The sequence below is a fragment of the Pseudomonas sp. Pseusp15 genome, assembly GCF_059492165.1.
Genome location: NZ_CP168523.1, coordinates 4,360,459 through 4,375,052, shown reverse-complemented (window position 1 = coordinate 4,375,052; position 14,594 = coordinate 4,360,459). Strand labels below are relative to the sequence as shown.

The following is a 14,594-nucleotide window of genomic DNA, read 5'->3' as shown; positions in this document are numbered from 1 at the left end:
GGGTGAAAGCTGTCGTCGCGCGGGTGCTGACCGCAATCTTTGCCATGCCCGGCTTTGCCGGGGCTGCCCAATGCGCCTGGCCGGCCTGGGAGAATTATCGTCAGGCCATGCTCAGCCCGGACGGACGGGTCATCGACCGCTCCTCGGAGGCGTTGATCTCCACGTCTGAAGGACAGAGCTACGGGCTGTTTTTTGCCCTGGTGGGCAACGACCCTGAAAGCTTCGCCAAGATACTGCGCTGGACCCAGGACAACCTGGCGGGCGGGAACTTTGACCGGCAACTTCCGGCATGGTTGTGGGGGCGCGACAAAGAAGGGCGCTGGCAGGTCCTCGATGGCAACAACGCCACCGATGCCGACTTGTTCATCGCCTATAGCCTGCTCGAAGCCGGGCGCCTGTGGCATCGACCGGCTTACCAGGTCTTGGGCCGCAACCTGCTCTGGCGCAGCGCCGCGCAAAGCTTGCGCAAGCTGCCAGGCCTGGGCGTGATGTTGTTGCCCGGCGATGTCGGGTTCGACAGCGCCGGGCAATGGCGCCTGAATGCCAGCTATCTGCCGCCGCAATTGCTGGCGCGCTTCGGCCAGGAGGCATCGGTCTGGCAGGAGTTGGCCAGCAACGCCCGGCGCCTGTTGATCGAAAGCTCGCCCAAGGGCCTGGCGTCCGACTGGCAACGCTGGGAAGCCGGGCAGGGGTGGGTCGTCGACAGCCAGAAGGGCAGTGTCGGCAGCTATGACGCCATCCGCGTCTACCTCTGGACGGGCATGCTGGCCAAGGACGCACCGGGTCGCTTCGCACTGATCGAACATTTCAGGCCCATGGTCAATCTGACCGCGCGCCGGGGCTATGTGCCGGAAGTCGTCGACAGCGCCACCGGCCTCGACAAGGGCACTGGCCCGGTCGGCTTCAGCGCCGCATTGCTGCCCATGCTGGCCGCCAGTCCGGACAGTGCGGCTGCCCTTGCGGCCCAGCGCCAACGCTTGCAACAACAGCCAGCGTTGGCAGATGACTACTACAACCAGTCGTTGGCGCTGTTCGGCCAAGGCTGGGACCAACAACGTTATCGCTTCGATAAGGATGGACGCCTCGTGCCAGATTGGACGGCTGCATGCGCAAAGTAAACGGTTTTGGGCTGTTGTTGAGCAGCATTTACGGCGTCGCCCTGGCTCAGCCTTTCAGTCCGCCCGACCAGCAGCAATGGCTGTTGGAGCAGATCCGCGTGGGAGAGGCGCTGCATCGCGAAGACCTGGTGCGTGACTCGCTGGCACGCCTGGAACTGATCGCTCCGGACGATCCACAGGTGAAAGTCATCGAGGTCCGCCAGGCGCTGCTGCAACAGAATCGCTCGCAAGCCGAGCGCCTGGTTGCCCAACTGCGCCAGCAGGTGCCTGGCACGGCGCTGCTGCGTCAAGCCGAGAGCTTGCTGAAAATGCACAGTGCCGAGGGCCAGAAGGCTTTGCAAGAAGCGCATTTGCTGGTCACCGCCGGCCGTTCTGAAGACGCCGCCCAGGCCTATCGGCAATTGTTCGGCGATGACATGCCGGACTTTGCCATCACCCTGGAATACCTGAGCGTGCGCAGCGGCATCAAGGGGCAGCGCCCGCGCGTGATCGAGCAACTGCGCGAGTTGGATCAGCAGTACCCCGGCAATGCCTCGTTGCGCCAGACCCTGGCTGGCCTGCTGTTTGCCGAGAAACGCGACGCTGAGGCGCTGGACGTCTTGCATCAATTGGCCCGCGATCCTGGCACCAGCAACAACGCCGCTGAACGCGAATACAATTATTTGCTTAAACAGCCGATAGGGCCCGAAACCGCGCAGGCTTGGCGGACGTTCCTGGCGTTCTACCCCTACACCAGCTTTCGCGCCGACGCGACCCGGCAGTTGCAAGAACAGGAGCAATACCTGGCTGATCCGGCCTGGCAAGCGGGTGTCAAAGGCAAGGCATTGATCGAGGCCGGCGACAACGTCGGTGCCGAAGCTCAGTTGCGCCGGGCGCTCAAGCGTTATCCGCAAGACTCCAACCTGCTTGGTTCCCTGGGGATTTCGCTGATGCGCCAGAACCGGCACGAAGCGGCATACAACGCGTTTGTCCGTGCCTCGGCCATCGAGCAGGACACCGACTGGATGACCAAGTGGCAGGACCTCAAGACCATTAACTACCAGTGGATGTTGTTGCAAAAGGCCGATGAATCGCTGGAGCGCAAGGACTACCCCGTCGCGAAAAAATTCTATCAGCAGGCGCGCAAAACCCAGCCGAAGGATCCTGCGCCGCTGATCGGCCTGTCCTATGTTGCCCGGGGCGAATCCGATGACATCACCGCCGAAGCCTTGTTGGTGCAAGCGCGCAAGCTTGATCCGAACAACGCGAGTGTGGTGCGTGCCATGGTCCGCCTGTTCCAATCGCAATCACCGGAGAAGGCCGAGCGCTACCTCGACAGCCTGGCGCCCAAGGAACGCGAGGGGTTCCAGAGCGTGCGCCGGGGCCTGACGCTGGAGCGCCTCAATACCCAGGCCGATGGCGCCGCTCGACGCGGCGATTGGCCCCTGGTGGCGACGATCTTGAACGAGGCCCGAGTACTGGACCCGGACAATCCCTGGCTGGTGTACCGCCTGGCCAATGCCCAGCGGGAACTGGGCATTGAGGCCGAGGCCCATCAAAACTTCAACCTGCTGCTGCAACGCCAGGGCCAGGACACCGAGGCGCGCTATGCCCACGGCCTGTTCCTGGCCAATGGTGGGCGTGACGGCGAAGCCATGGACAGCCTGCGACAGATCCCCCGCGCCGTCTGGAACGACAACATGAACGCGCTGTGGGCCAGCCTGCAGCGTCGCCAACTGCTCACCAAGGCTCGGACACTGCATGATGAAGGACGTGAGGCCGAGGCAGAATTGCTGCTGATGGAAGCGCCGACCCCTGACGACTACCTGACCCTGGCTGACTGGGCCCGGCAGCGTGGCGATCTGGTACGGGCCGAGAGTCGCTACCGCAAGCTGCTGGCCAGCGAGCCGAAAAATGCCGAAGCGCAACTGGGCCTGGGCGAAGTGCTGATCGAACGCGGTCGTCCGAACGCGGCCAAGGCCAGCCTGATGGCAGTGACCATGCCAGTACCGGCCCAGGCATCGTTCCAGCGCCGCCTGGCCAATGCCTGGGCGAGGCTGGGTGACAAGGCACGTGCCAACGCGCTGTTCGAGGAGTTGCTCAAGACCCCGCAAAGTGATCCGCTGGTGCATCGGGACGCGGCGCGCCTGTTGTCTTGGCAGGCACCGCAGCTCGCGCTGGATCATTACGCGCGCAGCATGGGCGCAGCCGGGATGATCGAACCGCAACAGGTCGAACCGCGTGACAACCGCGCCATGACCCGGGCGAGTCGTGCCAGGGACAGCGATGACTGGCTGCAGCGCAGCATCCGCAGCGACGTCGACGAGCTGTACCAGCAGCAGAACCCGACGGTGAACCTCTACCACGACATTGCCTGGCGCACCGACAACAGCGCATCGGGCATCTCGGACCTGACCACCCAGACCACCGTCCTGCGCATCGACGCACCCGTGGCGCAGGGGCAGGGTTTCGTCCAGGCCGAAGAGATCAACCTGGATGTCAGCCGTTTCTCCAGTACCGACCAGTTCGGCTTGTGCGCGGTGGTGCAGGGGGGATGTGCCGGCGGTTCACAAAGCGTGCGCGGCACGCTGCTGGGCGTGGGCTGGCATGATGACCGTTGGGCTTTTGACCTTGGTCATACGCCGCAGGAGTTCACGGTGTCGAACTGGGTGGGCGGGGGAACCTACAGCGGTGACTGGAATGACGTGGGTTATCGCCTGACGGCATCGCGGCGACCGTTGACCAATTCGCTGGTGTCCTACGCCGGTGCGGTCGATCCGGTCACCGGTACCCACTGGGGCGGTGTCACGGCCAACGGTTTCACCCTCGGCCTGAGCCATGACACAGGCGGCAATGACGGTGTATGGGCGAGCCTGAGCAACCATTGGCTGCTGGGTGAGAACACTGAAAGCAACCAGCGGCGCATGGCCATGGGCGGCTACTATTATCGCCTGGTGGAACGCGCCGACGAGCGCCTGCGCACCGGTCTGACGCTGATGTACATGGGGTACGACAAGGACCTCAGCGAATCGACCCTGGGCCAGGGCGGTTACTACAGTCCGCAGCAATACTATTCGGTCAGCGTGCCGGTGAACTATGCCTGGCGCAACGCTGACTGGTCGGTCCTGCTCGAAAGCGCGGTGGGCTGGTCGTTCGCAAAAATCGACGGCACGGACCTTTACCCCAAAGACAATGGTGAGGCCGACCTGCAAGATATTCTGGCGCAGTCGAACCGGACCATGGTGGACAGCCCATCCTTGACCAAGAGTGGGAGTAGCAGCAACGGCGTCAACTTCCGCATCCAGGGCCTGTTAGAACGGCGTCTTTCCGAGAACCTGGTGCTGGGGACCGGCATCACCTGGCAACACAGCGAAGGCTACGCCCCAAGCCGCGCCTTGCTGTACTTGCGCTACACCTTCGACCCCTGGCTAGGCAACCTGCCGCTGCCGGTGGAGCCAATCTTGCCGTATGCGGATAGGCGCTAGAGCGGCAAGAAAAACGCAAGAGTGACTGGAAACGCGCATTTTTAACTATTTTCAATCATTTTGATTTTTCAACTCTCTCTATAGTCGTTGCTTTCGTTAAATCAAAATGGAGAAGTAGTATGTCCGTCAATCTGGTCATCAGCTTCAATGTGAAAGAAGAAAAGCTGCAATCCTTCAAGAACATCATGAGCGACGTGAAGATCAATCTGCCGAAGGTGGACGGTTGCCAAACGGTCAAGATTCTCAACCACGTGGAAGATCCACTCGCGTTCACGCTGGTGGAGGCTTGGGACTCGCGTGAAATGCACGGTGCCCACGTCGAGCAGATGATCTCGAGCGGTCAGTGGAGCGTCATCGTCGAGCATCTGAGCAGTAAGCCGGTCAGCGGTTACTTCAGCGAAATGTGATGCTGTAACGTCCAAATGGGGCGGCTAATTTATTGAGAAGCCATAGCAATGACACTCGAAGTAGTACCGGCAGCGCTTTACTCAATGCGCAATGTAAAGCCTATTCTTGCTGACGGTAGCTCGTCCATCCTCCATAAAACGCTTGAAACGAACCTGGAAAACAAGGCGATCTATATCGCCACGCCGTTGATCGTCTACATCAAGCAGGGCAAGCAGATTATTCGCGACTATGACGCCATGTCCCATGTTGTCGACGAGAATCATTTGATTTTCCTCTCCAAGGGCGTTTACACGGTATCGGACTACGTCACTGGCAGTGATATCTTCGAGGCGGTGTTGCTATTTCTCGACGACAAGCTGATCGCCAAATACCTGTCTCGTGCGGCCGGTACAGGCCAGTCGCACACGGACGGCCTGCAGAAAAACGTGCACGGCACTTATACCCTGCACGCCAACGAACAGATTCAGCGCTATATCGATTCGCTGGACTATGTCTACAAGGGCGCGGAGGGCTCCGACGCGCTGCTGGAGTTGAAACTGCTCGAACTGCTGCACCTGATCGCCATTCAGGACAAGTCCTTGCGTTTCCTGCGCGAGCTGTCCTGCGGCGGCAACCGTAAGCGTCGTCTCATCACCGACTTTATGGAGCAGTACTATTCGCACAAGTTGAAGATCGAAGACTATGCCCTGCTGACGGGGCGCAGCGTTTCGACCTTTATCCGCGACTTCAGGCGCAGCTACAACACCACCCCGAACCGCTGGATCATCGAAAAAAAAGTCGACATCGCGCATCAGCTGTTGACGGCTAAAAATTATTCCGTCACCGACGCGGCTGCGGAGGTGGGATATGAAAATACCTCCCACTTCATCAAGGTCTACAAGCAACGGTACGGTGTCACGCCGAAGAAAGCCAAGACCTTCGCAGCAGAACTGTAGCGCGACAAGGCCCAAGCCCCCCGCTGCCGCGACAGGGTGTTGTTTGGCCTGTCACAACAGTCGGTTCCTGACCGAAAGCCCTCATCCATAATGCACGCGGCTGACTGCGTCAGAGTGTTTGGATGCGCTATTGGGGCAAGCCATTGCTCACGTTGAAGTCGAACGTATTCCAAGGGAGCGGATACCCAGTGCTGCGACCGCTGTATGACGTTTTGTCAGTCAATCTGTATCTAACGTTCCCCCTTTGACCACCCTACTATCGCAGCCTTGGTCTTGGCGGTTCCCTATGCGTATGACGCGCTACGACTCGGCTGCGCGCGCTATCTGCTCTACCTTGCCTGGCAAGCGGTCAAGTCCAACATGCCGACCACGGCAGCATGCTGGCGCAATCCATCGTGCTTGGTTTTACGCAGATCGTCATTAGCGTGAGCGTCAACGCGCTGATTGCCGTCATGGCTGGCGCCATCGTGACATTTCTCGCCAGCAGGCCCGTGTGGCAGATCGTGCAACGCTGGCTGATGGGGACGGGGACGGTCCTCGCGAGCTGGCCGTGCGCATGGCCGTAGAAGGGCGGCGCTGAACTGGGCTGTTTGCGGTTGGCGCGGCGCGGTAAACCTGCGTCACCCGGATTTGAGAGCGGCCCCTGTGCATCGCGCCAGGCGCACTAGAAAAAGATCCGAGCGGGTTATCGAAAGCCCCTGACCAACCACTCTGAACGATAAGGACATGAAATGTTGCGCATATTGGGTAAGGCATCGTCGATCAATGTACGAAAGGTGCTTTGGGCATGCGCCGAGATCGAAATCCCCTTTGAGCGAGAGGATTGGGGGGCTGGTTTCAAGTCGACGCGCACGCCCAAATTCATTTCGCTGAACCCCAACGCAACGGTGCCGGTGATCCTGGACGACGACTTCGTGCTCTGGGAGTCAAACTCGATCATTCGGTATTTGGCGTCTCGCTATAACGGAGGTCATTTTTACCCGGTCCAACCGAGAGCAAGAGCGCGGGTGGACCAATGGATAGACTGGCAAGCGTCGGACCTCAACAGATCGTGGACGTATGCCTTCATGTCGTTGGTCAGGCATTCGCCTGACCATCAGGACAGCAGAGCCTTGGCAGCCGCTTGCAGCCTGTGGTCAAGGCACATGGAGATCCTGAATCGACAACTCGAATCAACAGGAGCCTACATCAGTGAAGACGGTTTTTCTCTCGCAGACATACCGATAGGCCTGTCGGTTAACCGATGGTTTGAAACACCGCTCGATCATCCAGACTTTCCTGCTGTAAGTGCCTATTACGAACGGTTGAGTCGTCGACCTGGCTACCTCCTGCATGGAAGAAACGGGACTCCGTAATAGTTCAGCAGGGTGTCAGGCGGCGCCAGGGACATTTGTTCCCATTGCCTCCTCCACGGTCAACCGGCAGTTGCTGCAGTCGGCCAAGGGGGCGGTGGTCATGGCCGGCATGAACGCTGGTGTGCAGGCCGGTGGAGGCGCCGCAATCTACATGGGCTATCTGTTCTAGTCGCGCATAGCAGGTCGATATAACGCCCAAAAAAAAGCCGCGAATCAACGCGGCTTCTTCGATGCCAACAACGCTACACGTTGAAACGGAAGTGCATCACGTCGCCGTCTTTAACGATGTAGTCCTTGCCTTCCAGACGCCATTTACCGGCTTCTTTGGTGCCGGCTTCGCCCTTGTACTGGATGAAGTCGTCGTAGGCGATGACTTCGGCGCGGATGAAGCCTTTTTCGAAGTCGGTGTGGATCACGCCGGCGGCTTGCGGTGCGGTAGCACCGACGCGGACGGTCCAGGCGCGGACTTCTTCGACACCGGCGGTGAAGTAGGTCTGCAGGTGCAGCATTTCGTAGCCGGCGCGGATTACGCGGTTCAGGCCAGGCTCTTCGAGGCCCAGGGCTTCGAGGAACATGTCTTTCTCTTCGCCGTCTTCCAGTTCGGCGATTTCGGCTTCGATCTTGTTGCAGACCGGAACCACCACGGCGCCTTCTTCTTCGGCGATGGCCTTGACCACGTCCAGTAGCGGGTTGTTCTCGAAACCGTCTTCAGCGACGTTGGCGATGTACATGACTGGCTTGGTGGTCAGCAGGTGGAAACCGCGAATCACCTGCTTCTCATCGGTGCTCATGTTTTTCATCAGGCTGCGCGCAGGCTTGCCCAGGGTGAAGTGGGCGATCAGCTGCTCCAGCAGGCCTTTCTGGACCACTGCGTCCTTGTCACCGCCCTTGGCGTTACGAGCGACTTTCTGCAGTTGCTTCTCGCAGCTGTCGAGGTCGGCGAAGATCAGTTCCAGGTCGATGATTTCGATGTCGCGTTTCGGGTCGACGCTGTTGGAGACGTGAATCACGTTCTCGTCTTCGAAGCAGCGGACCACGTGGGCAATGGCATCGGTCTCGCGGATGTTGGCGAGGAACTTGTTGCCCAGGCCTTCACCTTTCGAGGCGCCGGCCACCAGGCCTGCGATGTCGACGAATTCCATGGTGGTCGGCAGGATACGCTTGGGCTTGACGATGGCCGCCAAGGCTTCCAGGCGCGGATCCGGCATCGGCACGATACCGCTGTTGGGCTCGATGGTGCAGAAGGGGAAGTTCTCGGCCGCGATCCCGGACTTGGTCAGGGCGTTGAACAGGGTGGACTTGCCGACGTTAGGCAGGCCGACGATGCCGCAATTGAATCCCATGGTGTTTCCCCTCGGGTAAGAGTCAGGCCTTCTGGCTGTGCAGGTTTTTCATCGCGCGGTTCCATTCCCCGGCGAGGATATCCGGCAGCACGCCGAGGGCAAAGTCGATGCTGGCATCGAGTTTTTCCTGTTCGGCGCGTGGCGCACGACCCAGGACGAAGTTTGAAACCATACTGGCAACGCCCGGGTGGCCAATGCCAAGCCGCAGGCGGTGAAAGGTATTCTGATTGCCCAGTTGCGCAATGATGTCGCGCAACCCGTTATGACCGCCATGGCCGCCGCCCTGTTTGAGCTTGGCAACGCCCGGAGGCAGGTCGAGTTCGTCATGCGCCACCAGAATCTCTTCCGGCTTTATGCGAAAGAAGCCGGCAAGTGCCGCTACGGCCTGGCCGCTGCGGTTCATGTAGGTGGTGGGAATCAGTAGACGAACATCCTGACCCTGGTGCGAATAGCGCCCGGTCAGGCCGAAATATTTGCGATCGGCCACAAGGTTGACACCCTGTGCCTGCGCGATGCGCTCAACAAAAAGGGCCCCTGCGTTATGCCGGGTCTGTTCGTATTCAGCGCCTGGATTTCCCAGGCCAACGATCAGTTTGATGGCAGTCACGATAGGGGCCCTTCCTTGAAGTGGTGGATAACATCGCCGCCATCAGGGAGTGCGGCGAAAGTGGACGACAAGTGCTCATTTACCATTATGTAAACTCCGCGTTCTCGCCCGCTTTCTCGCTACGCTCTAGTCCGCGATGTTTCCGGTCACTCCGGCGTACAGAGTGAAATTACTCTGCAGCGCCTTCTGCAGCTTCTGGAGCAACACGTGGAGCGTGAACGTTGGCAACAGCCAGGTCGTTACCGTGAGCCAGAGCAACAAATTCAACGCCTTTAGGAGCGCTGATGTCGGACAGGTGAATGATCGAGCCGACTTCGGCGTTAGCCAGGTCAACTTCGATGAATTCAGGCAGGTCTTTCGGCAGGCAGGACACTTCGATTTCAGCAACAACGTGCGAAATCTCGCCGCCTTTCTTCACCGGAGCAGCTTCGTTGATGAAGTGCACTGGAACGATAGCGGTCAGCTTTTGGCCAGCAACTACGCGTACGAAGTCAGCGTGCATCACGTGGCCTTTGGCCGGGTGACGCTGCAGAGCCTTGATGATTACGTTTTGCTTGGTGCCGCCAACGTTCAGCTCGATGATGTGGCTGTAAGCCGCTTCGTTTTCGAGCAGTTTGGCAACTTCTTTAGCCAGCATGCTGATGGATTCAGGGGCTTTTTCGCCACCGTAAACTACAGCTGGAACCAGGCTTGCGAGACGACGCAGGCGGCGGCTCGCACCTTTCCCCAGGTCGGAACGCACTTCAGCATTCAGAGTAAAATCGTTCATGTTGTATCTCCAAAATAACCACATTCGCCCCAGCGTTTGCGACCAGCGCTAAAGGCGATATGGGCAAAAAAGCCCCGCCCCGACATGAATGCCGGGGCGGGGCGCTTTTCGTCAACAGGATGTAATGAAAAGGGCAGGGCCCTTAACGGAACATCGCGCTGATCGATTCTTCATTGCTGATGCGGCGGACCGCCTCGGCAACTACCGGTGCGATATCCAGTTGGCGGATACGCGCACAGGCTTGTGCTGCAGCGGACAGCGGGATGGTGTTCGTCACCACCAGCTCGTCCAGCACGGAATTTTCAATGTTTTCGATCGCCCGACCCGACAGCACAGGGTGCGTGCAGTAGGCGAAAACCTTGGCAGCGCCATGCTCTTTCAAGGCCTTGGCCGCGTGACACAGAGTGCCGGCGGTATCGACCATGTCATCGACCAGAATACAGGTACGCCCTTCGACATCACCGATGATATGCATCACTTCAGAGTGATTGGCTTTCTCACGGCGTTTGTCGATGATCCCGAGATCCACGCCCAGGGATTTGGCAACAGCCCGTGCACGCACGACGCCGCCAATGTCCGGGGACACGATCATCAGGTTTTCGAAGCGCTGATCTTCAATGTCATCCACCAGTACCGGGGAGCCGTAGATGTTATCTACCGGAATATCGAAGAAACCCTGGATTTGGTCAGCATGCAGATCAACCGTGAGAACACGGTCGATGCCGACTACGGTAAGCATGTCAGCAACGACTTTCGCGCTGATAGCCACACGTGCGGAACGCGGACGGCGATCCTGACGGGCATAACCAAAGTAAGGAATAACAGCAGTGATACGAGTAGCCGAGGAGCGGCGGAAGGCATCAGCCATCACTACCAGTTCCATCAGGTTATCGTTGGTCGGAGCGCAAGTCGGCTGAATAATGAAGACATCCTTACCGCGGACGTTTTCATTGATCTCGGCTGTAATTTCGCCGTCGGAAAACTTACCGACAGAGATGTCACCGAGAGGGATATGCAGCTGACGTACGACACGCCGAGCCAGATCGGGGTTAGCGTTCCCCGTAAAGACCATCATCTTGGACACGCGCAGTACCTGAAGGCTGAGGGTAACCTGGATGAGTATAGGAAAATGGCAGGGGCGGCTGGATTCGAACCAACGCATGGCAGGATCAAAACCTGCTGCCTTACCGCTTGGCGACGCCCCTGTATCTGTTGCTACGAGTACCCAGTACCCGATTCCTTTTAGAGCAGACTTTGCAGCTTGCGATGCAACATCGAAACGTTGCTTCCTTTTGCTACAAACCCTGTAAGGGTCTCTGTAAGAAGGGCCGAGACTTTATCAGCTTCAGCTTTGCTTGGGAAGCCCCCAAACACACAACTTCCAGTTCCGGTGAGTTTTGCTTCGGTAAATTTACCTAGCAAATTCAAGGCGTTACGTACCTCTGGATAACGTCTTGCTACCACCGGTAAGCAGTCATTTCGACTGTTTCCCTTGGGAACGGGGCGCACTTTAATGGGAGGAGTGTTACGTGTCAACAGCGGATCTGAAAAAATTTCTGCTGTACTTACAGATACTTGCGGCACAAGCACCAGATACCACGGTTCCTCGGGTTCTACAGGCGTGAGTTTCTCCCCCACGCCCTCGGCGAAAGCCGCGTGGCCACGCACGAAAACCGGGACGTCGGCGCCAAGTGTCAGACCCAGCGCGGCCAGCCTGTCGTCATCCCAGCCCAGTTGCCAAAGATGATTGAGGCCCAGCAACGTGGTCGCCGCATTCGAACTGCCGCCACCGATTCCACCGCCCATGGGCAGGATTTTTTCGATCCAGATGTCGATGCCCAGCGAACAACCGGATTGCTCCTGGAGTTTTTTCGCGGCTTTGACAATCAGGTTACTGTCGTGAGGGACGTCGGCGAATTCGGTGTGCAACCGAATCACGCCATCGTCGCGAACGGCGAAGGTGATTTCATCGCCGTAATCGAGAAACTGAAAAATCGTCTGCAACTCGTGGTAACCGTCTTCACGGCGGCCGAGGATATGCAGCATCAAGTTGAGTTTGGCGGGCGAGGGCAGAGTCAGGCGTGGGGCAGTCATCTTCACTGCCCCAGTTTGCGCGGTTGCCAGTCCTTGATCACCAGCGTGACATCAAGGTCGGTGCCGTGCAGTTTGATCCGCTCGGGCAGCCAATAGCCGTTTTGCTCGGCATAACTGAGGTACTCGACCTGCCAGCCATCCTGTTCGAGATTGGCCAGGCGGCTGTCGACGTCCAGGGTCAGACGACTTTTGCTGTCCGGGGCCGGGAGACCGCGAACCCACCACGCCAGATGGGACACCGGTAATTTCCAGCCCAGTTGCTCTTCGACCAGGGCTTCCGGAGTCGACGCGTCATAACGGCCCTGATTGGCCACTTCCAGCGAGACTTTGCCGGGGCGCCCGGTCAAGCGGGCCGCGCCGCGACCCAGCGGGCCGGAGAGGCGGATGTCGTAGTAATCCTGGCGTTGCAGCCAGAACAGGGTGCCGCTGCCCGAATCTTTTGGCGCGCGGATACCGATCTTGCCGTTGATCTGCCAGCCGTCGAGGCTGCTCAGTTGTTGTTTGTGCTCGCGCCATTGGGCCAGGTTACCGTGTCCCCCGACCGATTCACGGGCGCTGAAGCCCGCGCAACCGGCGAGCAGGGCGATGAAGCTGAAAACGATAATGTGGCGCAAAAACATAATTTTAAAGAGTCTCTGATCCGGTCAGGCGCTTGATGGTACTGCGCAGGGTAGGACTGTCGGGCTGCTCCTTGAGGAACTTGCTCCAGACTTGTTTGGCTTCGCGTTGTTTGCCATTGGCCCACAGGACTTCGCCCAGATGAGCGGCAACTTCCTGATCAGGGAAGCGCTCCAGTGCCTGGCGCAAATAGCGCTCGGCCTCATCGAGGTTGCCCAGGCGGAAATTCACCCAGCCGAGGCTGTCGAGAACGGCCGGGTCTTCCGGGTTCAACTGGTGCGCCTGTTCGATCAGGGCCTTGGCTTCGGCGTAACGCGTGGTGCGGTCGGACAGGGTGTAGCCGAGGGCATTCAACGCCATCGCATTGTCCGGGTCACGTTTGATGATCAGTCGCAGGTCTTTTTCCATCTGCGCCAGGTCATTACGTTTTTCCGCCTGCATGGCTCGGGTATACAGAAGATTCAAATCATCCGGGAATTTCTGCAGGGCTTGCTGCAAGACGTTCCAGGCCTTGTCGCCCTGTTTGTTGGCCGACAAGGCTTCGACTTCGATCAGGTACAACTGGATCGCATAATCGGGTTGCTCGTCGCGCTGGGCCGCCAGACGGCTTTGGGCTTCGGCGGTCCTGCCGTTGTTCATCAGAATATCGGCCTGACGCAATTGCGCTGGCAGGTAATCGTTGCCCGGCCTGACCTGGGCGTACTCGATCAGCGCGCCCTGGGGGTCGTTACGCTCTTCCGCGATACGCCCAAGGTTCAGATGCGCCGAGTCGACGTGGCTTTCCCTGGCGATCAAGTCTTCCAGATAACCTTTTGCCTCGTTCCAGGCCTTGGCTTCCAGGCAGACCAGAGCCAACGAATAACGCAGTTCGTCGTCTTCCGGGTATTGCTGCACCAGGCTCGAGAACTCGACCTTGGCGTCGTCCATGCGGTCCTGTTCGACCAGCGTGCGCGCGTAGGTCAGGCGCAGGCGTTTGTCGTCCGGGTATTTCTTGATGCTTTTTTGCAGTAACGGCAAGGCTTCACCGCCACGGTTGAGCCCTTGCAGCAGGCGCGCGCGCAGCAGAATCGGCGCTATTTCGCCTTCTTCCGGCGGGTTGTCTTCGAGCAGGGTCAGCGCGCCTTTGGCGTCGCCATCCTGTTGCAACAGCAAGGCCTTGCCGAAAATCAGCTGGTTGTTGTGCGGGTGGCGCTGCAACAAACGGTCAAAACCTTTCATCAGGCCGTTGCGGGTTTCCTGGTCGGTATCGGCCGCAGACAGGGCGAGGAAGTCGAAATGAGTGTCGCCTTTGCCTTGCAGGACTTTTTCCATATAAGCCATGGAGTCGTCGTAACGCCCGGCACGGGCGAGTTGCACGGCCGCCGCCCGTTGCGCCTCGAGATCGTTCGGGGCGTTTTTTGCCCAGATCAGCGAAGTGTCGAGGGCCGCTTGATCGGCGCCCAGGTATTCGGCAATGCGAAATGCCCGCTCGGAGATGCCCGGATCCTGGGTATTGATAGCCTGGGTCACGTAGTTGTCCAGGGCAATGTCGTAACGATTGCGCTGGCCAGCCAGTTCGGCGCTCAACAGGCTGAAGACAGTTTCTTCGCTGAACGAGCTGTAAACCTTGGGCTTTTCAGGCGCCGGAGTGCTGTCTTCGACCGGCGGCGTACCGTCCGACGAAACGGGTGCCAAGGCCTGGCAGCCGCTGAGGAAGACAAAAGCGAGGAGCAACGCGGAAGATCTATTCATATAGGAAGAGGACGACTAACCTGCGGTCGGATCATCATGACACAAGCCTTCGGCCAAACATAACCGCCCGGCCAATTTACCCGCATACGCAATCCCGGCAGGCCCGGTGCCGGTGTAAACGAGAACGGATCGCAGCTTCGGCAGCGTCAACC

12 protein-coding genes, 1 tRNA gene and 1 pseudogene are annotated in these 14,594 nt (G+C 59.0%); 6 read left to right on the top strand and 8 right to left on the bottom strand.

All coding sequences use genetic code 11. The features are described from left to right. The first annotated feature begins 2 nt into the window (after positions 1-2). The 6 genes and pseudogenes from bcsZ (at position 3) to ACEN8R_RS19845 (ending at position 7,280) form a co-directional block, all read left to right on the top strand. Positions 3-1,118 carry a cellulose synthase complex periplasmic endoglucanase BcsZ gene (bcsZ, locus tag ACEN8R_RS19870; protein ID WP_204125530.1) on the top strand — a complete coding sequence of 372 codons (1,116 nt, stop codon included), beginning with the start codon at positions 3-5 and terminating at the stop codon, positions 1,116-1,118. Next, positions 1,106-4,582 (top strand): cellulose synthase complex outer membrane protein BcsC, encoded by a 3,477-nt coding sequence (gene bcsC, locus ACEN8R_RS19865; RefSeq protein WP_495624273.1) that lies wholly within the window; start codon positions 1,106-1,108, stop codon positions 4,580-4,582. The genes bcsZ and bcsC overlap by 13 nt, the downstream gene beginning before the upstream one ends. Positions 4,583-4,701: 119 nt before the next feature. Next, on the top strand, positions 4,702-4,989 hold the full coding sequence (locus tag ACEN8R_RS19860) for a putative quinol monooxygenase (RefSeq protein ID WP_495624272.1): 288 nt from the start codon (positions 4,702-4,704) through the stop codon (positions 4,987-4,989). Positions 4,990-5,037: 48 nt separating this feature from the next. Beyond that, a complete protein-coding gene (locus ACEN8R_RS19855; RefSeq protein ID WP_204125527.1) occupies positions 5,038-5,925 on the top strand; it encodes a helix-turn-helix domain-containing protein in 888 nt (295 codons plus the stop codon). 258 nt (positions 5,926-6,183) lie between these two features. After that, positions 6,184-6,505: pseudogene (locus ACEN8R_RS19850) on the top strand (LysE family translocator); the annotation flags it as partial. Positions 6,506-6,656: 151 nt separating this feature from the next. Beyond that, positions 6,657-7,280, top strand: coding sequence for a glutathione S-transferase family protein (locus tag ACEN8R_RS19845; RefSeq protein ID WP_086946018.1), 624 nt, complete (start codon positions 6,657-6,659; stop codon positions 7,278-7,280). A gap of 242 nt (positions 7,281-7,522) precedes the next feature. Here ACEN8R_RS19845 and ychF read toward each other — a convergent pair whose 3' ends face one another. The 8 genes from ychF to ACEN8R_RS19805 all read right to left on the bottom strand — a co-directional run bounded on the left by ychF (position 7,523) and on the right by ACEN8R_RS19805 (position 14,442). Next, positions 7,523-8,623 (bottom strand): redox-regulated ATPase YchF, encoded by a 1,101-nt coding sequence (ychF, locus tag ACEN8R_RS19840; protein ID WP_018929566.1) that lies wholly within the window; start codon positions 8,621-8,623, stop codon positions 7,523-7,525. 22 nt (positions 8,624-8,645) lie between these two features. Continuing rightward, positions 8,646-9,230, bottom strand: a complete 585-nt coding sequence (gene pth, locus ACEN8R_RS19835; RefSeq protein ID WP_008074178.1) for an aminoacyl-tRNA hydrolase — start codon at positions 9,228-9,230, stop codon at positions 8,646-8,648. 169 nt (positions 9,231-9,399) lie between these two features. Then, complete coding sequence (locus tag ACEN8R_RS19830) at positions 9,400-9,999, bottom strand: 50S ribosomal protein L25/general stress protein Ctc (protein ID WP_018929567.1); 600 nt, start codon at positions 9,997-9,999, stop codon at positions 9,400-9,402. Positions 10,000-10,141: 142 nt separating this feature from the next. Then, a complete protein-coding gene (locus tag ACEN8R_RS19825) occupies positions 10,142-11,083 on the bottom strand; it encodes a ribose-phosphate pyrophosphokinase (protein WP_003171603.1) in 942 nt (313 codons plus the stop codon). A gap of 46 nt (positions 11,084-11,129) precedes the next feature. After that, a tRNA-Gln gene (locus tag ACEN8R_RS19820) sits at positions 11,130-11,204 on the bottom strand. Between the two features lie 37 nt (positions 11,205-11,241). After that, positions 11,242-12,093: a 4-(cytidine 5'-diphospho)-2-C-methyl-D-erythritol kinase gene (gene ispE / locus ACEN8R_RS19815; protein WP_064616180.1), complete on the bottom strand. Its 852-nt coding sequence runs from the start codon at positions 12,091-12,093 to the stop codon at positions 11,242-11,244. Positions 12,094-12,095: 2 nt separating this feature from the next. Further along, on the bottom strand, positions 12,096-12,713 hold the full coding sequence (gene lolB, locus ACEN8R_RS19810) for a lipoprotein insertase outer membrane protein LolB (protein ID WP_495624271.1): 618 nt from the start codon (positions 12,711-12,713) through the stop codon (positions 12,096-12,098). 4 nt (positions 12,714-12,717) lie between these two features. Then, complete coding sequence (locus ACEN8R_RS19805) at positions 12,718-14,442, bottom strand: tetratricopeptide repeat protein (RefSeq protein WP_026286679.1); 1,725 nt, start codon at positions 14,440-14,442, stop codon at positions 12,718-12,720. Between the last annotated feature and the right edge of the window lie 152 nt (positions 14,443-14,594).